General features: G+C 61.1%; 26 protein-coding genes. 18 read left to right on the top strand and 8 right to left on the bottom strand.

What is annotated here, in order from left to right:
• Positions 1 to 12: 12 nt before the first annotated feature.
• The 7 genes from ACN50D_RS12850 (at position 13) to ACN50D_RS12820 (ending at position 9290) form a co-directional block, all read left to right on the top strand.
• A complete protein-coding gene (locus tag ACN50D_RS12850) occupies positions 13 to 411 on the top strand; it encodes a hypothetical protein (protein WP_212633717.1) in 399 nt (132 codons plus the stop codon).
• Positions 408 to 3455 (top strand): ATP-binding protein, encoded by a 3048-nt coding sequence (locus ACN50D_RS12845; RefSeq protein ID WP_212633716.1) that lies wholly within the window; start codon positions 408 to 410, stop codon positions 3453 to 3455. Before ACN50D_RS12850 ends, ACN50D_RS12845 begins: the two co-directional genes overlap by 4 nt.
• Complete coding sequence (locus ACN50D_RS12840) at positions 3452 to 5557, top strand: hypothetical protein (protein ID WP_249343103.1); 2106 nt, start codon at positions 3452 to 3454, stop codon at positions 5555 to 5557. Before ACN50D_RS12845 ends, ACN50D_RS12840 begins: the two co-directional genes overlap by 4 nt.
• Complete coding sequence (locus tag ACN50D_RS12835) at positions 5557 to 6390, top strand: hypothetical protein (RefSeq protein WP_212633715.1); 834 nt, start codon at positions 5557 to 5559, stop codon at positions 6388 to 6390. Before ACN50D_RS12840 ends, ACN50D_RS12835 begins: the two co-directional genes overlap by 1 nt.
• The gene (locus tag ACN50D_RS12830; RefSeq protein WP_212633714.1) at positions 6387 to 7961 is read left to right on the top strand and encodes a peptidoglycan DD-metalloendopeptidase family protein; all 1575 of its coding nucleotides are present in this window, start codon (positions 6387 to 6389) and stop codon (positions 7959 to 7961) included. The genes ACN50D_RS12835 and ACN50D_RS12830 overlap by 4 nt, the downstream gene beginning before the upstream one ends.
• On the top strand, positions 7958 to 8545 hold the full coding sequence (locus ACN50D_RS12825; protein WP_287488980.1) for a hypothetical protein: 588 nt from the start codon (positions 7958 to 7960) through the stop codon (positions 8543 to 8545). Before ACN50D_RS12830 ends, ACN50D_RS12825 begins: the two co-directional genes overlap by 4 nt.
• Before the next feature lie 157 nt (positions 8546 to 8702).
• On the top strand, positions 8703 to 9290 hold the full coding sequence (locus tag ACN50D_RS12820; RefSeq protein WP_212633713.1) for a hypothetical protein: 588 nt from the start codon (positions 8703 to 8705) through the stop codon (positions 9288 to 9290).
• Positions 9291 to 9330: 40 nt separating this feature from the next.
• Here ACN50D_RS12820 and ACN50D_RS12815 read toward each other — a convergent pair whose 3' ends face one another.
• Positions 9331 to 10320, bottom strand: a complete 990-nt coding sequence (locus ACN50D_RS12815; protein WP_212633712.1) for a DUF3068 domain-containing protein — start codon at positions 10318 to 10320, stop codon at positions 9331 to 9333.
• A 187-nt stretch (positions 10321 to 10507) separates the two neighbouring features.
• Here ACN50D_RS12815 and ACN50D_RS12810 point away from each other — a divergent pair, with 187 nt between their 5' ends.
• The 3 genes from ACN50D_RS12810 to ACN50D_RS12800 all read left to right on the top strand — a co-directional run bounded on the left by ACN50D_RS12810 (position 10508) and on the right by ACN50D_RS12800 (position 12665).
• A complete protein-coding gene (locus ACN50D_RS12810; protein ID WP_019749735.1) occupies positions 10508 to 10990 on the top strand; it encodes a hypothetical protein in 483 nt (160 codons plus the stop codon).
• Between the two features lie 110 nt (positions 10991 to 11100).
• Entirely contained in the window at positions 11101 to 12066 is a 966-nt protein-coding gene (locus tag ACN50D_RS12805; RefSeq protein ID WP_212633711.1) for a hypothetical protein, read from the top strand.
• Complete coding sequence (locus ACN50D_RS12800; RefSeq protein WP_212633710.1) at positions 12063 to 12665, top strand: hypothetical protein; 603 nt, start codon at positions 12063 to 12065, stop codon at positions 12663 to 12665. Before ACN50D_RS12805 ends, ACN50D_RS12800 begins: the two co-directional genes overlap by 4 nt.
• 3 nt (positions 12666 to 12668) lie before the next feature.
• Here the strand turns inward: ACN50D_RS12800 and ACN50D_RS12795 are convergent, their stop codons facing one another.
• Positions 12669 to 13025, bottom strand: coding sequence for a helix-turn-helix domain-containing protein (locus ACN50D_RS12795; protein ID WP_212633709.1), 357 nt, complete (start codon positions 13023 to 13025; stop codon positions 12669 to 12671).
• 251 nt (positions 13026 to 13276) lie between these two features.
• Positions 13277 to 13741, bottom strand: coding sequence for a helix-turn-helix transcriptional regulator (locus ACN50D_RS12790; RefSeq protein WP_212633812.1), 465 nt, complete (start codon positions 13739 to 13741; stop codon positions 13277 to 13279).
• Positions 13742 to 14353: 612 nt separating this feature from the next.
• Between ACN50D_RS12790 and ACN50D_RS12785 the strand changes: the two genes are divergently transcribed.
• The 4 genes from ACN50D_RS12785 to ACN50D_RS12770 all read left to right on the top strand — a co-directional run bounded on the left by ACN50D_RS12785 (position 14354) and on the right by ACN50D_RS12770 (position 16308).
• Entirely contained in the window at positions 14354 to 14665 is a 312-nt protein-coding gene (locus ACN50D_RS12785) for a hypothetical protein (protein WP_212633708.1), read from the top strand.
• A gap of 301 nt (positions 14666 to 14966) precedes the next feature.
• Positions 14967 to 15425, top strand: a complete 459-nt coding sequence (locus ACN50D_RS12780; protein ID WP_249343102.1) for a hypothetical protein — start codon at positions 14967 to 14969, stop codon at positions 15423 to 15425.
• Positions 15422 to 15982 carry a hypothetical protein gene (locus tag ACN50D_RS12775; protein WP_212633706.1) on the top strand — a complete coding sequence of 187 codons (561 nt, stop codon included), beginning with the start codon at positions 15422 to 15424 and terminating at the stop codon, positions 15980 to 15982. Before ACN50D_RS12780 ends, ACN50D_RS12775 begins: the two co-directional genes overlap by 4 nt.
• Complete coding sequence (locus ACN50D_RS12770; RefSeq protein ID WP_212633705.1) at positions 15979 to 16308, top strand: hypothetical protein; 330 nt, start codon at positions 15979 to 15981, stop codon at positions 16306 to 16308. The genes ACN50D_RS12775 and ACN50D_RS12770 overlap by 4 nt, the downstream gene beginning before the upstream one ends.
• 1851 nt (positions 16309 to 18159) lie before the next feature.
• Here the strand turns inward: ACN50D_RS12770 and ACN50D_RS12765 are convergent.
• Complete coding sequence (locus ACN50D_RS12765) at positions 18160 to 18828, bottom strand: restriction endonuclease (protein ID WP_212633704.1); 669 nt, start codon at positions 18826 to 18828, stop codon at positions 18160 to 18162.
• A gap of 162 nt (positions 18829 to 18990) precedes the next feature.
• On the opposite strand from ACN50D_RS12765, the gene ACN50D_RS12760 reads away from it, so the two are divergent.
• Positions 18991 to 19437 (top strand): hypothetical protein, encoded by a 447-nt coding sequence (locus ACN50D_RS12760; protein WP_212633820.1) that lies wholly within the window; start codon positions 18991 to 18993, stop codon positions 19435 to 19437.
• A 301-nt stretch (positions 19438 to 19738) separates the two neighbouring features.
• Here ACN50D_RS12760 and ACN50D_RS12755 read toward each other — a convergent pair whose 3' ends face one another.
• Complete coding sequence (locus tag ACN50D_RS12755) at positions 19739 to 20404, bottom strand: winged helix-turn-helix transcriptional regulator (protein WP_212633703.1); 666 nt, start codon at positions 20402 to 20404, stop codon at positions 19739 to 19741.
• Positions 20405 to 20536: 132 nt separating this feature from the next.
• On the opposite strand from ACN50D_RS12755, the gene ACN50D_RS12750 reads away from it, so the two are divergent.
• The 3 genes from ACN50D_RS12750 (at position 20537) to ACN50D_RS12740 (ending at position 22529) form a co-directional block, all read left to right on the top strand.
• On the top strand, positions 20537 to 21016 hold the full coding sequence (locus ACN50D_RS12750; RefSeq protein WP_372450141.1) for a nuclear transport factor 2 family protein: 480 nt from the start codon (positions 20537 to 20539) through the stop codon (positions 21014 to 21016).
• A complete protein-coding gene (locus tag ACN50D_RS12745; RefSeq protein ID WP_212633701.1) occupies positions 21017 to 21922 on the top strand; it encodes an NAD(P)H-binding protein in 906 nt (301 codons plus the stop codon). It begins immediately after the preceding gene.
• A 142-nt stretch (positions 21923 to 22064) separates the two neighbouring features.
• Positions 22065 to 22529, top strand: a complete 465-nt coding sequence (locus ACN50D_RS12740; RefSeq protein WP_212633700.1) for a nuclear transport factor 2 family protein — start codon at positions 22065 to 22067, stop codon at positions 22527 to 22529.
• Positions 22530 to 22820: 291 nt separating this feature from the next.
• Here the strand turns inward: ACN50D_RS12740 and ACN50D_RS12735 are convergent, their stop codons facing one another.
• The 3 genes from ACN50D_RS12735 to ACN50D_RS12725 form a co-directional block, all read right to left on the bottom strand.
• On the bottom strand, positions 22821 to 22976 hold the full coding sequence (locus tag ACN50D_RS12735; RefSeq protein ID WP_249343099.1) for a hypothetical protein: 156 nt from the start codon (positions 22974 to 22976) through the stop codon (positions 22821 to 22823).
• Between the two features lie 1212 nt (positions 22977 to 24188).
• Complete coding sequence (locus ACN50D_RS12730) at positions 24189 to 24698, bottom strand: hypothetical protein (RefSeq protein ID WP_307850529.1); 510 nt, start codon at positions 24696 to 24698, stop codon at positions 24189 to 24191.
• Positions 24699 to 24927: 229 nt separating this feature from the next.
• Positions 24928 to 25542, bottom strand: coding sequence for a hypothetical protein (locus tag ACN50D_RS12725; RefSeq protein ID WP_212633699.1), 615 nt, complete (start codon positions 25540 to 25542; stop codon positions 24928 to 24930).
• Positions 25543 to 25682: the final 140 nt, after the last annotated feature.

Below are 25682 nucleotides of genomic sequence, written 5' to 3'. Positions count from 1 at the left end.
AGGGGATGCCCGGTGATCGACAACGACGACCTGATGTACCGCGTGGACCGGCACTACCTCGGTCCGACCGGTTATCCACTGCCGGTACGGATCCGCTACACGGCCGGCATCGTCGGCGTGGTTGCTTTCGTGGTGGTGTTCGTGATCGGTCGCGGAATTCTGCACGTCCATCTCGGGTTCAAATCGCTGATGGTGATGGCCGTGATCACGGTGTGGCTTACGACCCGGATCGCGAAGTTCGTCACCCCGGACCGCCCACTGCGGTCGGTTCTCAAGGCCGCCCTCAACGACCTCGTTGCGCCGCGCCCACCGAAGCGCGGTGCACCCGTGTTCATCTCGCTGCCTCAGCGGTTGACTACAGGAGAACCTGCCGTCGTACCTGTTCGCCTCGACGGTAAGGATCACCGATGACCGTTCCCGAGAACGACATTGCGGCTCTGTTCGATCCGAAGCTCGACGACCCGGTTCCGCTCATTCCTCCCGGTGCCCTCCCGCCGTCGTGGGCAGCAGTGCAGTCACATGCTCCGCAACCGGCCCGGGCGTGGTCCGCAACCGAACCCGCACACACTCCGGCTGGTTCTGAACACGACCACGGCGAGGACGACACCGATGGCCCCACCTCCCCTGCAACCGATCCGGACCACGTCGCGGACAAAGCGCTGGGCCGTCAGCGTCGCCGCACAGGCAAGAAGCGGGCAAAGTCGGCAACAGATCGAGACAAGGCCGCAGCGAAGAAACGTGCAGACCGCGAACGAAAAGCGGTACGCCTGAAACTGACCGGCACATCAGCGAACATCACCCGCACCGCAACCACCTCCACCGCATGGTTCGTCCAACGCCAAGGGCCGTGGAATTTCCGCACCACCGGAAAGCAACGACGCTTCATCCAGGACGAAGCGATCATCCTGACCAACCTGCAGAAGGCCGGCGTCAACAAGGTGCATCGCCGCCTCGTGCGCACCCCGTTCCCCGTCGCACAGTGGGCAGTCGATCACGACAAGTGGGCCACCCCGATTCCCGATGTTCCCGGCGCATTGTCATGGGCGGACTACCTACGTGGGCAGCAGCATGCGATGTTGTGGTCCAACGCGACGATCAAAGGCCGCTACTGGGGTATCGAACTGCCACAACGCTCCTCACTCGGCCAGGGGTTGGACTGGACCGCCCGGATGCTGCGTCACCTCGCTCACTGGCCCCTGCTGGGCAGAGTGTGCACCGGGGTGAACAGCTGGGCCGACGACGCCTTCGACCGGGAGCAGAAGGCCCTCGCCGATCACCTCGCCACACTCGAACGAATCATGTCCGGCCGCGGTGTGAAAGCAACACCGGCCACACCGGCCGCGATCGACTACTTGCTGCGCCGATCAGCGACCATCGGTCTGCCACTGGAAGCTGGCGGTGCGATCGCCGGCGCCGGAGACTGGGAAGAAACCGACGTCGCCGCCCTCGAAGATCTCACCGACCTCTCCCTCACCCCAGGCGACGGGTACACCACCGTCTCCGGCGTCGTCGACGGCCGCAAGTACACCGGCGTGGTGATCGTGCTGACGATCGGCCGCATGGCTCCCCTACCGATTCCGGAACGGATGTTGCCGTGGCAGATCATCGGCGACCCGTCCGGTGAACCTCTCGAATGGTCCGATCGCATCGAGCTGCACGACAAAGCGAAAACGATCCGCACCATGCGCTCGCTGACCGGCAAGATCGAATCGCAGTTCGACCACTACACCGTCGAACACGATCAGGTCCCGCCGAAAGAGTTGGCGGAGCAGCACGCCCGCGCACAGGACGTGATCTCCGACGTCGAGGAAGACCATTCCGGACTCTCGACTCGAACCACCGGCTGGTACCGCCTCGCGGTAGTCGGCACCGACCCCGACGATGCGCGGCAGAAAGTCTCCGATCTGCAGGAGATGTACTCACCGCACATCGCGCTCGAACAAGAGCACGGCCAATACCAGCTGCTGCGCGAGTTCATACCTGGTGAGCCGCAAGCCAACATCGCCAACAAACGACACATGGATGTCGAAGCAGTTGCCGCCGGGATGGCAACTGTCAGTGACCGGATCGGTGACCGCCGCGGTGTCGTCCTGGGCGAGACCGGATCCATCTCTCCGCGCCCGGTGATATGGGACCTGTTCGCCGCGCACGAGATCAAGCACAAGTCCGGTCTGACACCGATCGTCGCCGTACCCGGTTCGGGTAAGACATTCCTGGCCGGCATGATCGTCTACCAAGCCGTGAGAGCCGGCGCATACGGCGTCGTCCTCGACCCCTCCGGTCCGCTCGCAGCGTTGGCCGGACTACCGGAGTTTCGCGACATCGCCCGCGTCTACGCCCTCACCGGTCGCGATTCACGCGCTGGCGCCTTGAACCCGTACCGCGTGATCACCGATCCACGTCGCGACGATCCCGAGTACGACACCCGCAACGTCGAGTTCGCCCGGGATGCCGATCCGTTCGCGGCGGCTCAGTCGAAGTTCGAAGCGGATATGCGTGCAGCCGCCGCCGAGCGCGTCGAAGTCGCCGTCTCGGTGCTCAAGATGATGCTCACCGAACGGCATCTGCATCTCGAACACACCGAACCCGTGCTGCACATGGCCGCGAACATGGTCGGCGGCGACAGCAACCACAACCTCCGAGAAGTGTTGGCCGCAATCCAATCCATCGGAGTGAGCGATCCGGACCAAGCCGTCAAAACCTGCGCGAACGGGCTGTACCAGCAGCTCAGTCTGATGTCGGAACTGACCGAAGCGCGTGTGCTATTCCCGGAAGAGGGCACGATCGGCAGCGGAGCGGATGCATTCGACGCCGACATCCGCCTGACGATCCTGACAATGCCGGGCCTGCAGCTACCGCCCCAAGGCACGCCGTCCTCGCAGTGGACACCGCAGCAACGGATGACGGCGCCGTTGATGCACATGGCCGCGTGGCTGGCGAACAGACTCGTCTACGAAAAGCCTCGCCACGTGCGCAAGGTGCTCTTCCTCGACGAAAACAAATACCTCGAATCCACCGGCGCAGGCCGCACCCTCAACCTCCGAATCGCGCGCGACTCACGCAAATTCAAGGTCCGCGCCCTGGTCTGCTCGCAACTTCCGGATGATTTCCTCGGATTGGACGGCAGCGACGACAAGACCGCCCTGACCTACGAGGTGTTCGTCGGTGACGTCGGCGGTGATCCGCATGCAATCGAAGGTGCCCTGAAACTGCTCAAACTTCCCACCGGGCAAGGGTTCGAGCAGTTCCTCGCTGAACTGGGCAGCGGCGGCGAGGACACTCTCGACGAGGACACCGACACCTCCTATCAGGACGAAGCGCGGCGCTGGATGATCCGGATGGCCGACGACGTGGAGCTGGTGCGTTCGAGCTGGATTCACTACGTGCATCTCGCGCATGTGTTCGCGGCGCTGAATTCCTCGTCGGCGAAGAACGCGCTCGGCGGCGCCGCATGAACACCATCAGAGGGCTCACAGCGCCCTCGGCAGAGCTGAATGGCGCAATCCCCCATCGATCGCGCGTTCGGGCGCTGACCGTCAATCTCGCGCGGGTTCTCGCCGTTCTAGCGCTGGTGCTGGCGCCCCTCGTCGCCCCAGGTGGGCCAATCGCATCTGCCGGCGGATTCGACTGCAAAGACGTCCCCTCCCCCGAGTTCCCGAACTCGGTCATGGCAGCCGAGTTCGATTCCTCGAGCAAAGACCGCGAACCGAAACCGAGCGGCACCGGCTACGAAACCTACGGGTGGGCCGGATTACGCTGGTACACCTACGACCTCGGCTGCGGCAACGACCTGGTCCGCGCACCCGACGCAGTCGCGGACACCACCCTGGGCAACACATTCCTCGCAATCGGCAAGGGATTCGCAGCTGCCGCGTTCTGGCTCGACGACCAGACGAAAACCGGAGCAGCTGCCGAAGAGGCCGGGATCGCCCCGGCCATGGTGCAGTTCGACCAGATCGTCGCCTCGATCTCCAACGGAATGCTCAGCGTCTACGGAACGTGGCTGGGTGTGGCATTGATCGTGGTCGCCACGATCATCATCTGGAACGCCCTCAAATCGAATGCCGCGGCCGTGACTCGCACCGTCGCGATCGCCGGCGCTGCAATGGCCATCGGAGCACTGTTCGTCGGCGCACCGCAAAAAGCCATACAGGTCGCCGACGACACCTTCGGATCGGTCATCACCGACACACAAGGTCAGATGCTGTCCGTGTCCGGAAACACCGGAGACCCCCGCAATGTGCTGATCGACAAGATCTTCCTCGACGACTGGCGTAAAGGATGGTTCGGCGCGAATTTCAACGACCAGGAACTGCAACTTGGACCGAAGCTCCGCGACACCCTGGCATTTTCGTACGCGGAGCAGCAGAACGTGGCCGGCGACAACGAGGCTGCAAGTGAGCTTGCGAGCAAAAAAGGAGAGGATTTCGAAAATAATCTGGTTGAGAAACTGAAAGATTTGAACCTTTCCTACAATCAGTTCCAGGGCAAAGACTCCGGGCGCACCGGCACAGGGTTCATGGCGATGATCAAACTCGCCATGCCCTCCATCCTCTGGATCGGCGCATCCATCCTCAAACTCACTGCGCTACTAGCCATTCGACTCGCAATTCTCTTCGCACCGATCTGGGTTCCGATCGCCGCCGCACACGGCGGCACCCTCTCGCGCGTGTGCCGCATGATCGCCACCGCCTACATGTGGGGCGTGGCCGGCGCAGTCATCATCGCGCTGTACCTGATGGCGCTGGTCAAGCTGTACGACACCGACAACGGTCTCGTCGACGGCACGTGGCGGCTGTGGTTCATGGTCATCTTGACGGCGGTGTGCTGGTTCATCATGCGCCCGTTCAAACGGATGACTCAGACCTTCACCCAGAACCAAGCGGGCGCACTCAATCGCAAAGCTCGTCACGCTCAGACGTCGATGAAACAGAAGTTCTTCAAGGCCGGCAGCGCCGTCGTCGGCGGTCCCGCAGCGTCGATGGTCGAGGAAGGTGTCGGCGCGCTTCGGAAGGCGACCAAACGCGGTGGTGACCTCGACAAGGATTCGGTGACACCAGTGCGTCCGGAAGGACGCGAGTTGAATCAGCGACGCCGGCACGAGGTCGACAAATCGCGTGTCGATGCGCGTAAGACGATGGATCGTCAACAGCGCCTGACGGATTCACGCAAGAACGATGTGCGCCGCCAAAGCCTCGCCGGTACCGCGAAGAGTTCTACGGGCCTCAAGAGGCCCGTCGCCGATCGGCCGCAAACCGCCGGTACCGCCGCCAATCGAGGCCAGGCACTCGCTCGCCAGTTGGTCGGAACCGAAGCCGGTTCGCCGCGCAGCTCTTCGTCGGTGAGTGAGACATGGGACGGAGGCCCGCGGTCGAGTATCGCGCCGATGAAGGTGTTCACTCCGTCCTCGCGGGATGCCCCCACCGGAACTCCGATGCCTCGATCGGGTGCGACGCGCTCGAACTCGTCGACTCCTCCGCGGTCGACGGCACGACTGTGGACGCCGTCGTTGACCTCCGCAGGTACTTCGTCTGATTCAACCGGCAGGTTCAGCTGATGTCCTCCAGCGCAGCCAATCCCGTACTCGCACCGATCCGGCGGTGGGTGCTGCACTCGCGCACCAATCTGACGATCACGATCGTCTCTGCGTTCGGTGTGCTGTTCGTGGCGGGAGCGGTGTTCGGCCAATCCCCGACCCCGTCGAACACTGCCTCGAAGATCCCAGCCTCCGCCGCGACGACTGCGACGGACGCAGAATCTGCGGCGCCGGATCTGAGCTATGAATTGACCGAGGTGACCGAATCCTCGATTGCCGGCAAGTCGATCGCTTCGGTTGCCGAGAGTGCACCGGCGACAGCGATGGCCTACGCGCACGTCTACGTCGATCAGTCACTCTCGAACAGCGAATGGAAGACCAAGCTGGGCGTGCACGCCGCCGAAGCGCCCGGCGTGACGGTGGTCAATGCCCGCCCGCTCGTACCGGTCGCGATCACCGGCCCGACGCGCAGTGAGATCGTGGCCGGCACCGGCGGTGAGAGCGCCGTGCAGGTCATCGTCCCGACGCAGGCGGGGAATTTGCGGATCACGCTCAAAGTGTCGGGCACCGAAAAGGGTTCGACGTGGCAGGTCCAGAATCCATTGCCCACCCTGGACCGCAGCGAGATCGACAAGCTCGGCGCACCTTCCCTCGCGAGCGAACCGACCTCGGAAGCTCCAACAACCACCACGGCTCCGAAGTCGACGACCTCGCCGAGCGCTACCTCGACCACGACGCCGACATCGACCAGCTCGGTCGCTGTTCCCTCGGCGGACCTCGAACCGGCACCTGTTCCTGTTCCCGGCCCCATCCCGATTCCCGACCTCGACACACCGCTCCCAGGAACGCTGTGAGTCTCCGCCGTGAGGCGGTGGCCCTGATCGTCACCGCTGCCACCGCTGCGATCCTAGGGCTGTCCGGATGCACCCAGCAGCCGGTGATCCCCCACAACCGTTGCGGCGGATACTCGTCGAGCGAGGGGGACGACAAAGCCACCTCGGCGACCGGCAACACCGAACTGAAAGCATCGGGGCCGATCACCCAGCCAACCAAGAACGGAACGACGACGTTCACGTCCCCATTCGGGCCTCGCTGGGGAACCGAACACAAAGGCGTCGACTTCGCCGGCCCCGTCGGGACACCGATCTACGCGGCACTCGACGGCGTTGCAGTCAAGGCCGGGCCCGCATCCGGGTTCGGGAACTGGATCGTGCTCGACTCGCTCGTCGACGGCAAACCCGTGAGCACCGTCTACGGCCACATGTTCGACGACGGTGTCCTCGTCACGGAAGGCCAGCAGGTCAAGGCCGGCGACCACATCGCGAACATCGGAAACAACGGCCAATCCACCGGCGCACACTTGCATTTCGAATACTGGGACGGCGGACGACTGCAGGGCGGAACCGCCGTCGATCCGATGACCAAACTCGGCGGAGCGCCCTCCCCCGCCGGCGAAGCCGGCAGTGATTCTCCTGCCATCGAGCTGGCCGCCTCGTCATCGGCGATCGACTGCGGCGGCTTCGGCGTGGCAGGTGGCGGCGATCTCAAAGCCGGATCCGTTCCCCCAGAGATGGAGCCGTGGTTCCGCAAAGCCGGATCGATCTGCCCCCAGATCAAGCCCTCGCTGCTGGCCGCAGATGCAAAAGCCGAATCCGGCCTGGTCCGTGGACTGACCTCCGCGAGCGACGCTAAGGGAATCACGCAGTTCATGCCGAGAACATTTGCTTCTTACGGCCAGGACGACGACAGCAACGGCAAGATCTCGATCTGGGACGACGGGGACGCGATCATGGCTCAAGGCCGATACTTCTGCGCCATCGCGGCCCAGGTCGACGGATGGATTACCGACGGATCAGTCAAAGGCGATCCCAAATCGCTCTACATCGCATCCTACAACGCGGGCGAAGGCGCGGTGAAGAATGCCGGCGGAATGCCCAGCGGCGGCGACTACACCACCCAGACACAGCCCTACGTCGCGAAAGTCCTTGCATACGAGGCAGAGTTCGCGTCCCCCGGAGGTAGCGGGGAACTGATCGTCTCGCCCGGTTCGGCGTCCGGATCGCAGGTCGTCGACGCTGCCCGCCAATTCCTCGGCACCCCGTACGTCTGGGGCGGCGGCAACATCAACGGCACTACCGGCGGTGGATTCGACTGCTCCGGACTGACCAGTTACGCCATCTACCAGGGAAGTGGAAACAAGATCACCCTGCCCAGGACATCCGAACAGCAGTGGAACGTCGGAGTCGAGATCCCTATCGACCAAGCACAAGCCGGGGATCTGGTGTTCGGTTCGTGGGCCGGAACAGGTCCGGGGCACGTCGGCGTCGCGATCGGCGGAGGCCAGATGATCCATGCTCCCACTACGGGGGACGTCGTCAAACAAGCTCCACTGCAGAGCGATATGAAAGCCAGGAGGGTTCTGTGAGCAACGCACGCAAGCTGGTTCTGCTTGCCGTCGCTGTCCTCCTCGTCGGTGGACTGGTGTACTTCCTCTTCGATTGGGGCAACGAGACGGAAACCGAGACAGCTGAACAGATCGCCCCAGCACCGGCGCCGCTGACCATTTCGACTTCGCCGGCTCCGACAGCAATCGACGTCACCGCGGATCCGGATACGGAGGTGGCTGAAAACATCGCTCGCCAGGCACTTTCCGTGGCGTTCACCTGGTACCCGGCAACGGACCGTAGCCCCACCAATGGATACGCACGCGCCCGGGAATGGTTCACCGACACCCTGGCACAGACCCTGCTCGTCGACACGCACACCGAACGAGGACCAGGAGCACAGTGGAAACAATGGGCCTCCGACAATGCCAAAGTGGCCGCCAACGTGACCCTTGGATGCTCCGGCTGCCCACCCGACACCGACGCACTCATCCACCGAGTCGCAAGCATCCACCAAACCGCAATCAACGAAAACGAAACCAGCACTGTCGCAACCGATACCACGGTTTGGGTGACCCTCACCAAAGGTGGCGACCAGTGGCTCCTCGACACCATCCGCTACTGACCACCACTCCCCACCGTGGCTGTACGACAAAGGATTCGTACCGATCGACTATGTTCGTACCAACAGGAACGAAGCGCCGAACAAGACTCAGGCACAAACGTTTTCAGGAGAAACTGACCCTAACAGGCCCGCGAACCCACATTGGAGGGAAACACACATGAAGCGCAGCACCACCGCCATCGCAGTCACCGGGATCCTCGCAGCACCCCTGATCCTGACCGCATGCTCGGACTCGACATCCGCCAACGACAACGGCGGCAGCGCCACCACCAGCGCAAACAACGGTCGTGCCGGCACCGTCACACCAGCTGAATCCTCCTCGTGGCGAGGAGACCTGGTAATCGGAGTCGGCGACCAACAAGCCGACGACAAAATCACACTCCCTGCCGCCAACCAGGTCCGCGCACAGTGCATAGGCGAAGGCGACAACCTCACCGTCGACATCACCGAGCCCAACGGCTGGCATGCAGTCCTCACCCACGGATCCCAAACCGTCACCATCGAAAACCCTCAACTGAACTACGCCGCGCAAGAATTCACGACTTCGCAGAGTTCACTCGACCACGAAATCGCTTTAAACGAAAAATTCGGAACAACCAACCAGTTCCTCAGAGGCGTCACCTGGGACGTCCCCCAACCAGGTGACGTGGAAATCCAACTCAACGAGCGAACACCCCCACACTGGGTGATCAATTCGGCCGAAAAGGTTAACCTCGCCATGCATGTCGATTGCAACTCTCACTAGCAACAGCGAAAGTGCGGTCCGACGCGATCAGTTCCGGCATCTATCGAGTCACAAGATCGCCGGACTTCTCATTTTGGACTATCAGAGATTGTGGTCCGGGTCTCGTTGATATCCATCCGAGATATATCCCACCAAGAAGAAGCAGTAGCCCGACCGAGCCCCCGATTGCCGGGCCGTAATCCGTACCCCACCGGATTTGGTCTCGATACATGACGGCTCGTTCGATCTGTTCGTGCTGCGTCTGGGAATCGAGTTTGGGGGCTACATCGATGATCGTGATGGTTTCAGGGGCTAAAGCGGATGTCGCAAAATATTGCCTATAGTGTTGCTGCACTTGGATTATGGCGCCGGAAATGGGTTCGACTGACAGTTCGCGCGTGATGCCATAGAAACGCTTCATGGTGACTGGGCTTGTTCCTGTTTTCCCCCAACTGGAGGCGGGCAATGTGATCTCCGTACCAATCTCCACGGGCGCGATTTCCTGACGGAAGTTGTAGACGTCAACGCCTTCAATTTCACCCTCCGCGATGAAGGTCGCGTCATAGCTATCCCGCAGTGTCGAGTCGAAATACGGATACGTTCGTTTCTGAGTGTCGAACGGAAATTTGAATTGAAGTCCCTCATGGGCAACAACTTCCGCCGGTTTGTCCATCACGGTCTGGATCGAGCCGATCGGCTCCTCGACCGGGATCGCCGAGATCCTGTCGACAGTGGAACGATCGATGCTCGCATTCACAATCGCTGCCGTACCGACCCGATCGTCCCGCACCATCTGAACCGCCGACTGCAGGGTCACCACGTCGGATCCCGACGGATCTTCGGCAGTGACGCGCTGCTGGACTGTGATCGGAACATTGCTGTCCACAACCAATTTGCCCTTCGCTAACGCCGCAGCATCGAGCAATACTGCAGTACCCGTCGACACTGTTGCCGCATCGATGCTCAACGGAATTTTCACCAGTTGACCCTTGGCATAGGTGGGCGCCAACGCACTCATTGTCAGCAGAAAACCTGCCGCCGCAATAGCCACGCAGGCAGCGCGTCGACGTGAGGGGCGCAAGTTAGGCGACATTCGGACGACCCTAGCGTGTCTTGTGCTCGACTGTGCGAGCCCGTGACTGCGCTAGTCTTGAGCGCCCAGTTGAGCGATACCAACAACAACGACTACGGTGTTCGGTTGGGGCCGTAGGGGATACTCGGTGAGGAGGTGCCCCGAAGTGGCAGACAAAACCGTCGCTCGAGCAGTCGAGCGCCTGTTCCGCATTGCCGTAGGCGACGAAGCGCGAACCCTTGAAGGTATGGCCGAAGCATTGTCGCGCGACCGCGGACGCCCACTGTCCGTGCTGGACGACGCAGTCCTCCCGCCCGGTGTATTTGGTCAATGGGTCCGACACCACGACCGCGATGAAGTGTCCTGTGCAGGGTGGGTTCATGCTCGCGACCGAACGATTGCTCATGAGTTGGGACATATCGCGTTGAACCACTCCGGCAGACCGGCCATCGATTTGGCCACCGACTTCCTCCCACCCGCGTTGCGTGATCTTGGAACTCTGATGCTTCGACGCGATTGTGTGGACACCGTCTCGACGGAAGAAGCCGAGGCTGAAGCATTCGGGAGTCTGCTTCTGCGGCGGCTTCACGTCACACGTCGCGCGCAGAATCCTTCGGTTCGTTCACGACTGGATGAGGCACTCGGTTGATCACTGCTCTCGCGGCGGCAGTACTCGCCACTGCAGCGGCCACCCGGATCCAGCGTTGGTGGTTTTCCAGGTCGTGGACTCTGGCAGGCGCAGTCATTGTTCTACTGTGCATGTCGATTCATATGGCGCTCAACGTGAAAACGGTCGAGAACGCTGTCAGAGTCACACTCGGGGCTGGAATACCCGGCACAATCAAAATGCTGCTCGTCTGCGGTATCTGCGTCGGCACCGCCATTGTGTTCACAACCGTCACCAGCTCCCGGCATCTCAAAAAGCTACTTTGGCTACACATTTCACTCTCAGTTGTCACCGCAGCGCTCTCGTTCTACTTCTTCTTCAAGACTCCGTGGCCGGCATCGAACCCCGACAACCGGACTTTCGACAACCAATACGCATTTCTTCCGGGGTATGCAGAGGGCCTGATGCTGGGCATGGCCTATCCGTTTCTGTTGTGCTTGATGGTGACAATCGTCGCTATTCGGCAAGCAGACCGGCGGACGGCAACCGGCTGGGGGCTCATCATCATTTCCCCCGGAGCCGCTGCACTCAGCGCATACGCCGCACTCCGAATTGGCTACCTGGGGTCGGCACGGTGGGGACTGATCGATCCGACCCCGACACCCTTTGCAATCTCGCGCTTCCTGGCCGTTGTCGGCGTTCTCTTTGTCGCAGCGGGAGTCTTGGTTACAGCGATGGGAACTACGCTCGTCTCACGAGCGCAACTTCGGGCCTTTGACGACCTTCGCACCGAGCTACTTGCCCGTTGGCCTGGTGCCCTACGGCCATCCGAGCCCGGAAGCGGCGCCGCTGATCGGGCTGCCGATCGCGCAGCGGAACTGCTGGACGCGCTGAGCTTGGAGGCCAAGCGACAGGCTCTACCGAACCAAGGTGCAGCCTTGAGCCGGACAGAGGTGGCACATGCTGTTGCGGAATGGATTATTACTGATCGGATTCCGGAGGGATTGGGATCGGACAACCTCCGAGCACGGGCAGCTACTTCAGATGTCCGTTGGGCGCGAGAACTGGGTGATGCGTACGCCCGTGAAATCGAGCGAAAGTTGGTCCTTGAGCAATGACAGAAGCACGAGTAAAGGGAAAAGCCTCAGGACACGACCGGATCGCACGGTTGCTCACCGAGATTGGCGCACCCTGGGTCATCAACATCGTGACCTCATTGATCCTCGGGTGTTCCATCGGGGCGCCAGGATGGGGAATCTTCGTCGCGATCTGCACAGGTGTGGTCCCGATGGGCGTCATCCTCTACGGGATGCGAAAGTCGAAAATCGGCGATCACCACGTCACCAGCATCAGCGAACGACACCTGCTCATTGTCATACTGCTCGCAGTTGCCTTGGGTGGGTTGATCATTCAGATTATCGCGAGCGCACCCATTCAAATGATCGCGTTCATGACTGCCGGATTGTCGGCGCTTGTGGTGGCTGCATTGATCACTAGCGTTCTCCACTGGAAAGTCAGTGTGCACACTGGAGTTTCAGCCGGGGTCACCATAGTTTTGGCGCTTGCGCTGTCGCCCTGGTGGCTACTTGCTCTCGCATTGACTCCGTTAATCGGATGGTCACGGGTTCACCTGGGAGATCACACCAAGGGCCAGGTGATCGTCGGAGCTATCGCCGGAGCGGTCACAACGGGGATTGCATATGCGTTGATCGCATAGAAACTAGTCATCGCCAGACTGCATCATCTTCCGAAACGGGTTGTAGGCACGTGCTGCAACCTGCTGACCTTCACTATCACGAACATCCTGGATCCAGGCGATGGTGTGCTTGACCAACTCATACGTTTCTTCGTCACTGAAGTAGTCCATCGGAACATGAAAAACATTGCAGATATCGCGAACAGTTTCTACGCCTGGCGACTGACGCTTACCACTCAGCAGTTGAGACATGTACCCGGTAGTCATCTTGCCGCCGCCGAAGCGGATTATGTCCACAACTTCTGTTTGCGTGTACGGACCACGATCTCTCGGGTGCACCGTGTCGAAGAGATGTCGGAGCCGTTCTGCGAATGTGCTCATCGTTCGTCCCTCCGTCCTCAATCGCCACGCTGGATGGGCGCACTGGTCCAATGTTCAATTTCCAATACTGGCAAGTCCCGCTGCCCAACGCAACTTGCAATAGTAAGTTTTCGGTTTTAGGCTGACCTCGACCGTGAGGGGCAGCAATGTTTTACAGAGTCAGGACCGACAGGCGGTGACCCACCGCAGCCGAAACGACGTAACTTCATCAGTCAGCACGACAGCGAAGGCGACCAAAGAAAAGCCTGGACCTAGGCGGGCGCCTCAGGCCCCCGATGACGAACCCGCATATGCGCAGCGAACAACTCGTCAACCGAGACACCTAGAACCGGGGCAAGTTTCTCCGCCACGACGTCTGACAACGGAATTTCGCCCCGCTCGATGCCTCCAACGATCGGTGTCCGCAAGCCGGCCTGCATCCCAAGTTGCGGTTGGGTCAAACCCTTCAAGACGCGCCAATCACCCGGGTACCTGTCATCCTCAGGCACTTGCACGATATCGGCGATCTCTACACCCAACTCCGCCACCACAGTCGCCAGAAGATCAACCTGCGGAGAGGAATTCGACTGCTCCCAGCGCCGGATCGTCGTTTCACCCACTCCCGCCCGCCGCGCCAATTCCGCACGTGACATCCCCGCAGTGCGGCGCGCAGCCACAAGACTTGACGGGGAAAACCCCCGCATCACTCGCCGACTCACAGCCAGCACCCTTCGCATCTCGTTGTCATTAGTAGACACTGTGCCGCCTCCTCGATACCATTCGCACACGCGGCTATTTTTAGATAACCGGTTTTAGATGGCGGCCAAGTCATAGTCAACGACCTCAAGGGAGACAACTAGAGCAAAAAACGGAAGAGTCCCCCAGTCGCGCCAACGACCGAGGGACCAGACCAAACGGGATGCAACCCGTCCAGCATTTTCTTCAGATGCAGAAAGGATTCTGCGATGTCTATCTTAGTGGACCCATCAGGTCCGGATGACGTGTTCCGCAATCGGTATGCCGCGTTATCGACGTTGACGCTTCGTCGGCTTGTTGCGCGGCATTCGTCGATCGGCGGGCGTTGCGATGGTTGCGGTTTCAGTGTTTCGGAGCTTGTTCCGTTGTGCCCGGAGGCTGCGGCCGCGTTGCGTGAGTTGACGCACCGTGAGGGCCGGGGATCATCTGCGGTCGTGTGGCCGCAGTTCAGCACTGACGATCTTCTTCGGGTTGCTGCTTTGCATCATCCTGATCGGGTTGGTCGGTGCGCGCGGTGCGGGTTCGTTTTCTCGTCGGAGTGCGATGTGTGCCCGACTGTGCGAGCTGTTCGTGTGGAGTTGGAGGTTCGGGGCGTGGTGCCGATTGGCGGTGCCGAGCCGGGCAAGGGTTTGTGCGCGGGGAAGTCGCGGTCGTGGGAGATGGATGGCCGCACGGTGGTGGAGTGGCGTCGCGCAATCTCCTCGTGTGGGGCGTGCCCGTTGTTGGCGCAGTGCCGCATTGATGCGGCCGCGTCGGTGGGACGTGGGGATGGTCCGCAGCGAATGATCATGGCGGGCAATGCGTATGACAGTCACGGCAATATCGTCGACGGTGAACGCTTGGGCCTGTACGAGTCGTTGACGACAGCAACGCGTCGTCGCCGGGATTCGGAGGTGGCCGCGTGAGGGCCGCGGTGCCGCCGCCGACGGTGTTGGCGTGCGCGGTCGATCCTCAATCGTGGGATTTGGATGAGGGTTCGTATCGCGCGGGTGTGGATGCGCAGGCGGAGTGTTTCCGGTGCCCGCGTTTGGCGGATTGTCGGAAGGAGTTGTCGTCGATGGTGGCGGCGGATACTCCGCCTCGGTCGATGATTTGGGCGGGTGTGCCGTTCAGTCATCGGGGCCGGCCGATTACTTCGGATGCGGTGTTGCGTTCGTACTATCGGCGGGTCGACGGGCATCGCGGTACTTCTCGTGGGAGCGCTGCGTGACCCCGATAGTGGGGTCGTTCGATCCGGTCTTCACACCGCCGGTCGACACACCGGCATCAGATGGGTGCCCGGTGCTGATCTTGAGGACATTCGAATCAGCGTGGTCGGTGTACGGAATCCTCGCCGACACGCACGGCCATGTGCCGGTACGGGACCGCTACGACCGGTTGTGGATCCTCGTCGAAGTCGCCGGCCGCCTGCGTAGCCGCCGCACCTTCATTCACGATCACCCGGACATCGGTGACTCACCGGATGTGTACGGGTTGATCGACGTGGACTCCCGCGCGATTCTTCATGCCCGCGATCTGATCGAAGCCCACGGCCCGTTGAGGGTCGACCCCTCCCCTGCCGCGGTCCTCGCACCCCTCCGTACCGATACGACGGATGCCGCGAACCTTCCCACCTGCACGTCACAAGCCTCGTTCGACGTCACCCGATTGGACTGCCCCACATGACAACACACCGCTTGCTCGACGAACTGACCAACCCCCACCGCCCCCTCCCGGACATCATCTACGGGATCAGTACCGGGGCCCTCCCATCCCCCGCCTCGAGCGGCCTTCCCGCCGAACGATGGCAATGGCTCGCGGAGCTCTTCACCCACCCGCTCTGGGGAATGACCGCGATCGTCGACGGACTCGACCACGTCTGCGCCCCCGTCGCCCGACTGTGCCAGCTCACCGCCCACCCCATCCACCCCCTCAACGTGCGAGAACTGTGGGCCGCAGAACAACTCCCCACCATCGAACTCATCGCAGCGCATTCCCCGCACGAGGACGGTCACTGGGAAGTCCTCAACACTGCACTGGAGCTGATCACCGACGGACTCGACCACTGCAACGGACTCGAGACCTCCGGGATCGAAGCAGTCACCTCAGCATTCACCGCCGTCATCACCGCACAGGACCCTGCGACCGCCCGCACGACTATCACTGCGGCCGTCGAACACTGGATTCATCCCACATGCACCACCGCATCATCTGTTTCGACACAGTTGGGGGCAGCATCATGACAACAACACCGCATCGCTCACCGCTGATCGAATCCATGATCAGCACCGCCTCCACAGCACTCCTGAAAGAAGTCGGCATCACCTTCCCCACCGACGCCGAGATGGCCGAGGTACGACAACTCGCCGAAACGATCGTCCGGGACACCGTCGACGCGCTCGCCGGACCTCGCGAGTTGTCGGCCGGGTTGCGCGACAACCTCATCGACGTGGCAGATCTCGTTGCCTCCGATCCGGAAACTGCGTCGGTCTATCAGATTCACGAGGTTGCGGTTGCACTCCGGGGGCTTCTGGATCTGCACATCCCCGTTCGAGCGAATCATTCGTGATAGCGCTCGTTCTCGCTGTCGCGTTGGGGAGTGCGGGTGTTGTGGGAGCGGTGTTTTCGCTTCGCACCACACGTTCCTGACATTCGACACGCGACAGATCCGCACATCAGGGGTCGGCGTCCGACACAGACCGCCAGCGGCAACTGCACTCGATAAACACCCGGCCTGACCCGAACACCGCCAAAAAAGGGAGCCCCGCCACCACCCAGCGTGACATCCGAAAGACCATGACACACAACTCCATAGACGCAGTCCAGAAACGACGAAACCCCCTTACGGGGGTTCGCCACACACTGAGCCAAATCAACAGCAAAGCCATGCCCGGCTCGCTGTCACTGATGAAGCCGAAGTAACCACTCCGCCTTCTGTACTGCACTACTTCACTCACTGAAGGGATTTACCTGTGACAGGTACATCTCAGGGTAACGCACACCCTGAACCAGCTTCAACACTTCCACACAACACAATCCTCGACGGCTCACCATCAACGCGCCACGCCCGAGTCTCCGACACCGAGTGGGCCCACGCCGTACAACAAGCCACCGAAAACGTCACCCGCATCGAAACACTCAACCGGACGAGCAACCAACGCGGAAACTCCTGGTCCCTCCCCATCCCCGACGGCACCTACAGCCGTACCCCCACCTGGACCAGTCGCACACACTGGCAACACCAAGTCCGCACCCTCCTCAACTCCCCCACCGGAACGACACTCTGCACAAAACACACCATCAGCACCGAAGCCGTCTTCGCCGTCGCCGTCACCCACGCCTCCCTCGCCGAAAGCGCAACCGGACGCTCAGTGACCGCCTCACGCAACACCATCGCCCGCCGTGCAGGAGTGAGTACCTCCACCGTCAAACGCGCCCGACGAGTCCTCACAGCCCTCGGAGTCGCAGTAGAACTCGTCCGCGGCCGCTACCTCAGCCGCCTGGAAGCTATGGCTGCAGAATCACACCACGGCCACCGCCAATTCCGCGCAGCCTCCACCTGGGCCCTCACCACACCCCGCCCGGTAGCCACAACCGTCACCCCTCCCTTCACAAAACCCAGAAAACCCTCCCGAGCCACACTGCGCACCAACGCATACCGATCCAGAACCACCACACGGAACCATCCACAATCCGGCCACCGTGACCCCCTATCCCCCTCCGGGGGATTTGCACTTAAAGCTCTTGCTTTCAAGATCTCACCAACGCGCGCAGAAACGCACGCGGGCAAGACAACACACCAACCAACAACCACACCCCGACCCCTCCACCTCCAACGCGCAGCAGCCGAACTCATCGCCCACGCACCAGCACTGAAACCAGCCACCCACATCGGAACAATCTGCAATACGCTCCAACAAACCGGCGTCGACACCACCCGATGGACCGGACGCGACATCGCACGCCAACTCACAGCAGACACCCAACGACGAGGCTGGATCTGGCCCAGCGACATCGCCCAGCCGGCCGCACTTCTACGCTGGAGACTGGCCCAGATCAGCTGGGCAGCGGCCACCCCGACCGAGAAGGCTAGCCAGCATGATCACTTTCGACTCGCGGAACAAGCAGCGAGACGCGCAGAAATCCACGCCCGAGACAAACACGCCGCTACGCGAGCAACCCGGGCCCGCATCCTTCAAACCCTCTCGATGCGCACGCCCCTTCTGCCCACGCCGCGGCAACAGAAACCATTCACCACGCTTTCAAGTGAGACCTGCCGGCTAGCTTGTTCGACGATCCTGAACGCCCCGAGCCACATATCCCATCCTCCTCAAGTCTTCCGCTGACCGGGGTCTTCGCACTATCCGGTCTCGGCGTGGTCGCTCCGATGGAAATAGCTGCGCTTGACCCGTGGTGAGTGCTATGAAGCTCGACTGCGATCTGCGAGATAAATCCACCACGCAACCGGCATGTTGAGGACACTGACAAGCAACAACACCGTTCCGAAGACCCGAAGGGGACCAGGAGAAGCAAAGACGACGACAGTTATGCCCGCGCACGCACCTGCCGTGAAGGCGATCACGGAAATCAGGCGCCATCGATCGTCGAAGAACGGCCACAACCACCTTGTCCACAAGGCACGGAAGAGCGGCCAAACTGCAAGGGACCATATCGCTGTCAACGTAGGCCACAGAACTCGTGACCAGAAACTCTGCTTGCGATGTGGTCCATCGAGTACAAGCGTGGCGGCGCACTTGTTTCTGGCGACCAACGTCCCCATAGGTTCGTAGATGAACAGCGCGATCTGATTTCGATCGGCATAGTCGATCGCAGGCTTCGAATAGCCCGATGCAGCAAAGAAAAGCAATCTCTTCGAGACATCCTGTCCGCGTGCTCCATACAGCGCTTGTAAGTCCTGACGCCCGACCATCCCTCCTCGCCATTTCACCTGAGCCAGCGCTCGCGATGACGAGACGTCGATTCCGCCATCGGGTCCTGCAGCGGTTACTCGGGCGTCAGCGAACCCCAGTTCGCGCATCCGGACAGCAGCATTCACTTCCACCTCTTGCGCTGTATGGATGTGTGGCACGTCTGTTTCCATCGGGGCGTAGGTACTTGGAATATCGCTGACTACATCGATCCATTACAAAGCGCCTCGTCGATGCCACTCCCGGTGTTGCCGACGCTCGGGATCTATGAGTTAGCACCAGTAAATGATGGAATCGTCTGGTTGAAGCGGTACAACTGAACGATGCGAACAACGCGCTCCCACCATCGCGGTCGAGTAGTGATTGTCGGTGCCGCCGTCGTTTTGGTCGTGGCGGGGAGTCTGTGGTGGACGAAGACCATTGCCTTCACCTCGACCTCAGTTGTGCAGTTCAGTATCGATCCATTCGAAGCTCCAGACGATTCGAGGAGCCAAACCTTCATTGCCGCCGCGAATTTTCCTCACGAACTGCCATCAACCGGAGAACGCCTCGCACAAGATCTGGGCGGCAATGCGTCCGACTACGAGTCGGATCTGGCAATCACTGCATCCGACGCGCCCGGACTGGCCGTGACCGCCCGCGGCAGAACACCCAGCGCTGCAAGAACACTGGCGACCGACGCAGCAGCAGCGCTCCGTTCAATCCTGGAAGAACTCAACACGATGGACATCCTCGCCATCACGTTCACTGTCATCCCGCCGACCACCTGACAGATCCACAATCGCCGGCCTCCGAGTCAGTACCCGCAGGTCCCCTCAACGACAACACCTCCGCGCACCCGGATGAAGTACTGCTCGTTGCTCCCCAACATCGCACCGCCTCAAAACGTTGCTCTGCCTGATATCTGTTGTTTCGCGCGCTCGTCGACTTCCCCATACTCAGCGCGTTGAGCACGAACTGGCGGCGGAAGTGCAACAGCGGCGCGCCTCACGCGCTACCGCAGAGGCCGAAATGCGCTATTTGAAACACAATCCATTCCAACGCCGCCAGCGTATGCAACTACCTAACCATCTAGTGTGCCACCTGCGACAAGGCGGATGCGAGACTGAGCATCACCCAGTCGTCGCCGCTTGCACGGAGTTGTCCACTTTCGAGCGCACTAGCGAGATCAACGCGGCCGGCGACAATCGCAGCTAGGGTCGCGGAGTCGGTGGCGATTGACGCGTTGACTTCTCCTTGGGCACGCCCAGGCGTAATCGCCGAGTTGTGCCGGTCAACTGTCGCAACTGCAGTGGATCCGTCGATTGTGAACTCGATGACCGCAGGAGGGGCGCTGTCGCTCAGGGCGTTTCGCATCGCTCGACCTACGAATGCCAGGCTCCACTCTGGCTGGAAGCCTTGATCGGGAAGTCGGGTCTTGCTGAGGCTGTGGCGTGCTCCCCAAACAGCGATAGGCGTCAACGCATCCACAAGTTCCCAGCCAGCATCTGTCAGCTCGTACACCGTGGATGCAGCCGGCGGCGGAAGGTCACGCCGAACGATGACCTTGTCGACCTCCAGTTGCTTCAGGCGCGCTGCTAGGAGGCTGGTGCCGATCCCTTCCAAGGATCCTGCGAGGTCCGAGTAGCGCTTCGGTCCGCCACTCAGGTCTCGCACAATGAGTAGTGTCCACCGCTCGCCGACTGCGTCGAGCGCGCCGGCGAGACCGCAGAATTGGTTGTACGTGCGCCTGGACATGGTGTCGATGATACTCAGGCCAGGGAACTATTCAAAGTTGGAGAAAACAATTCTGCATTGCTCACTTCAAAAAGTTATGTGACGATCGTTGCGCGGCGAGGACACGCCGCATCACGATCCGAGGAGATGTCCGTGACTGACCCGCAGCACGATTTCGTCGATGCGTTCGCAGACTTCTGGAGTAGGCCAGCACCGAACCGCTTGGACGAGATCCTCCACGCTGATGTAGTGCTCAGACAGCCGCTTTCACCCCCGCTTGTCGGCCTGGCTGCGGCCGAGGCGGAGTTCGAGCGACTGTGGTCATGGACGCCTGATCTGAGGGCTCATGTGGAGCGCTGGCAGGGGGATGCGACAGTGCTCTTCATCGAGATCCGCCTGTCGTCCACCATGGCGTCGCGCTCAGTGGAGTGGGGTGGGGTTGACAGATTCCTACTTCGCGGCGCCAAGGCAGTCGAAAGGATCTCCTACTTCGATCCGATTCCCCTTGTGGCAGAGCTGCCCCGGCATCCATCGGAGTGGTGGAGTTGGTGGCGTTCCGGCGCTGCGCGGCCGTGGTCCAGCGGGCGCCAACTCACCCGAAGCGAGACACATCCCACCAAGCAGGAGCGTTAGATGAGGGTCCTCATAGTCGGCGCGACAGGGCATAACGGCGTGGCGGTCGCCCGAAGGCTAGGCGCTCAAGGTCATCACATCAGCGGACTCGTAAGGGACGAGGCACGAGCGCCAGACTGCCTTGATGCGGTCCATGCCGGCGACGTAGTCACGGGTGCGGGACTTGCGCAAGCTGTTGCTGGTATCGATGTCGCCTACTACTTCGTCCACTCGCTCGACTCTCGGGCCCAAGATGATCTCGACCTGGTAGCCGCGCGAAATTTCGCAAGCGCGGCAGCCGAGGCGGAGGTGAAGAGAGGTGTCTTCTTCACCACCTTGCCGGCGCCCAACATCGGCGAGCCTCCTCGTTACCAGCGGAATCGCCAGGCAGTGCAGGTCGCCCTTGCTGAACGGCTCAACGAGCTTACGGTAGTGCGAGCAGGCATGGTCCTCGCCGACCGATCGCGTGGGATGAGACCGTATGCCCAACTGGTGCAACGTGCTCCGATCATCCCGATGGGGCCTTGGCGGGACAACAGGATCGCCGTCGTTGACTCCGAGACGGTGTCAACTTGTCTGGTCCGGGCGGGGGTAGCCGACCAACCAATGGGATCTGTTGACGTGCCAGCGTCCGCAGAGCCCACGCACGAGGAACTGGTGCGTGCAGTGATGCGGACGCTCGGAGTGAACAAACCGATCCTTCGGCTGCCGTGGAGCAACCCAACTATCGACGCGTTCCTCGTCTCCCGGTTCACCGGTGACTCGTACCAATTCAGTCGGCACCTAGCCAGTATCAACAACTTTGACTACATGGTCGATCCATCGTGCGCAAAGCCTTTTGCCGACATCGCACCTCAACAACTCGATGCTGCACTGCGTTCAGCACTAGCCCCGTACATCGCGCCTCAACGGAGGAAGAGCAGCTGATGGCGACGATCCTCGTTGCCACATTCGAAGGGAGCGGCTGCATCCGAGATCGTCCGGCGCCTCCGCGCAAACGACGGCGCAAGGGCAGCAGCCGACCGTCTCGAAGACTTGATACGAGCCCCCAGATTCAAGGAGCAAGCAAGTGAACCACTCAACCGCTGCAATCAAATTCGCTGAGTCTGCCGAGCGCATCACGAACAACGCGCTACTCGACGAGTGGATCGCGCTATACCATCCAGAGGCCACAGCGGAGTGGGTCTTCAACGGCGCACGCGACGTCCATGCCGGAATCGCAGAGATATCCGCTGCTGCCACCGAACTCGCGCACGTTTGGAAGAAGTACGGGCTTACGATACGCAAGCGCGTCGAATGTGCCGACGCAAACACCGTAGTGCTCTCGTGGACTGGAGGATTCGGCAGCCGCGATACACAGATCGGAACCGAAATATGGACACTATCTGACGGTCTAGTGATCGAACATCGCATGTACGGCCACCTCAACATCCATTCGTCCACCAGATTCATCGCGCAGCTCAGGCTTGCAATCGCCGCCCCTCGAATAGCTCTTGAGATTGCATATCGCAGATTGGCAGAGCGCTCGGGATAGTCGCAAGAACTGTCAAGGCCCGGTTCTGGAGTGTCCATCGAAGCTGAATCGACGCCTAGCTTGACTAGTGCAGAGAATGCATCTTGACCCAAAACTGTTGGGTTGCATCGAGATATCCAGACATGTAGAGCGCGGATGTTTTTACGCGCATACTCACGTGATCGGCACGTGATGATCCCCCGCGTCCGAGTGGGAGCGCCCGGCCGATGTCGACCTTTACTGCTCTCGGCTCGTCGAATGTCCTGAGCACGGGGTGATCGGGCCAGCGTTCGGTCCAATGGTCAGTGTTGATCACTGTGCTGCTCTCAATGGTCGTGTAGCTGCGAGGGTATTGTCGTCGATGGCGGCCCAGCGGAGCTGTCCACTCTCGTCGCGGATCTCCAGGCTTCCTGTGCGTTGTTGGAATCCCTTGCCGGCGGCCGCGACGTCGAGCCGAATGCCGGTCACACGCCCTCTCCACGCTGATAGACCTGTGTGTCCGGATACTCGCGACAAGATCCGCAGATCCAGGCCGTCCCATTACCCTTCTGTGACGATCAGTAGCGATCCCTTACTCCTGGCGCGCGGCCACTGCCCGCCCGTGGGAGGGCGCTACAGCGCCACCAGAGAGTCCCCAAGACAACCACGTCGAATCCCTCCAGCAAAATTGCGGCGCAGTCGATTGCAGCGCCCTTTGGCTGCGGCACGAGTGGGCGAGCCGTCCCACTCCCTAGCTTGATCGTCCATAACGGTGAGGAGCTATCCGTTTCTTCGATGTCTCTGAATCGGCCGTTGCTGGGGCATCGAAGGCTGAGACACAGCGATGCTTGCCGCTCCCGTGGGTGCCGGTCCGAAATCGATGGCAGCGGTTACCGAACCGTATGGGCGCCGCGGCCAATGTCGACAGATCGATGCGCAATTGAATGGGCTGGCCCGGATTCTGCGGCTACGCGGTGGTTCTCGATGGCACAGGAGTGTTCGACACGCACAGCAACGCTGCTACGCCAACGTCGAAGCCAGCGCACAGCATGGGATACCACTGTGGTAGCCGTGAAGACCCACCTCGATCGTGTCCGTGATCGAAAACTGCATGCCCAAGCCATCCGCCAGCGGTCAGCCGCGCAGCACCCTGTGCCGGCAGAATGCTCGCACCGACATAGACCGCTGCCGTCGCCAACACCGCAATCCACTCACGGGTGAGCACAGCCGAATCCGCAGTACGCCCCAGGTGCGAGATCGGATAGACAACTGCAGCGCCCACCAGCCCCGCGGCATAGACCACTGTTCGACGTGTCGGATTCCGACGAGAGATTGAACGGTCTGCGGCGATGCTCAGAAGGCCACCGGCAGCAAACGCTAGGAAGCGAACGTGCGATCTTTGGCTCACTCGTGTGTTCATTGAGACCACTGAATCAGAACGGTGAATCCGTCGCACGGCTTCGCCGCCGATTGATCGGTTGGGTAATTACGCGCATATTCGGATGTCTCTTATTCGACGGTTTGTGAAGCACCTGAAGGGTGACATACCCAGGGTTGAGATCGACCGGCGTTGACGACATAGGCGGTCGAGCCTCAAGCTCAGTCATGCTTCAATCCAAGTATCTGCAGCCCGCAGCCAGGCCGGACTGTAGGTAGTCCGTTGCGGCATCGACTACGTCGCCGATGAGTCCACTCCGAGCGCTACCTACCGATTCGTTCGACGTGCCAAGGCGGGATCTCGCGCTGCGGCCTGACCTTGATCGCACGGAATTTGTATCCGTCCTGGTCGATGGCCGGCTCCCATTCGAAGTCGACCTGCTCGCCCACGACGAGACCATGGATTCCTCCGCCGATTTTGAAACTGTCGCCCGGCTGAGCATTGAGGACTTCGTCGGGGTGCAGGGCGCTGTAGAAGGTCCAACAACCGCCCGGTGTGTCCGCAGAGTCGATGACTCCCCAGCCTTCCTCGCCATTCCACATGGTGACGACGCCACTCGCTGGGGTACCGCCCCGGGGCGCAATCGTGCCGTCGAGGTCGAAGCTCTCATGAACGGTCCCGTCGGGATCGAAATCCCAAGCCCTGGAGCTGAACGGACCACTGCTCGCACCATCGTCGTACTGCTGGCCTCGATTGGTCAGCGCCAAGAACGAACCGAGGAGAACAACCGCAACCGCGACAGCTGCTACAGCGACACCTCTAGGGCGATTCACAATCTCAACCTCCAACTTGGTGTTCCGCGATATCGAAGAGATATCCGCGGAATGAGTCGATCGTATGTACAGCACAAAAGCCTGGCCCCGACCGCCACCAACTCTTGGTAAAGCTATGTGCTAGTGGTCTTCTCTCATTCGATCGTTTCCGAGACGACAATCTGTGAGACTTCGAGCAGGAAAATCGGAGACCGGTGGACGATCCCTATACGGGAGATCCCGGACGGCCTCATTCCTCGCACATCAGATCGACCACGAGGAGCTCTTCGCGGCAATCGCCCTCGTCACCTTCAGCAGTTGGATACGTGTACACGCCCACTGGACTCCGGCGGAGTTCGTACTCGCGCGCAGTTCCCGATAGATACTGGCTCGCGATCCACCCGTCGGGAGCTTCGGCAGGAATACCGATCGCGACGGAAATCATCCGGATGCGGTCCACCCTGCCAATGGTCGGGAGCACGCGAGCCCGGCTCGGTCTGCCGTCGACCCGATCAGCAGGTTCCAATACATTGAGCGCTCCGGACAGCTCGATACGATGCGCAGCGGGAAGCGGCAGATCAACCGTCGTCGCGACCCGGACTCCCGCCAACTCCGCCACCACGTCAACGGCAACAGGTCTCCCACCCTGCGTGAGGTATGTATCGCGGGTCTCGGCTGCGATTTCCGAGTGCAACCGAAACGGCATGGTTAAGCGCCATCCCTCCGAAAGATCGCACCACCAGCGTCCCAGCGTGGGCGTCCAGGACAGGTGGACACCAATCTGGCCACCCAGATGGAAAGGCGTGGTGTAGGGCAGCACGTCGGATTTGAGCACAATCGGCACCGTGAGAAGCCGCTGTGTCATGACTCCATCGCATGGTTGAGCACTGGTCGATCATATTGCCGGGTACGGTAGCTCGACTCAGGAACGATGACCGGTACATCGCCGCCGAAGCTTCGCTGACGCGTGCGGGCTCCCTGATTGCAGGTTCTTACATCGCGTCA

The organism is Rhodococcus sp. SB1D, from assembly GCF_048573875.1.
GTDB lineage: Bacteria > Actinomycetota > Actinomycetes > Mycobacteriales > Mycobacteriaceae > Rhodococcus_F > Rhodococcus_F qingshengii.
This window is presented reverse-complemented; position numbering and strand designations above follow the sequence as displayed.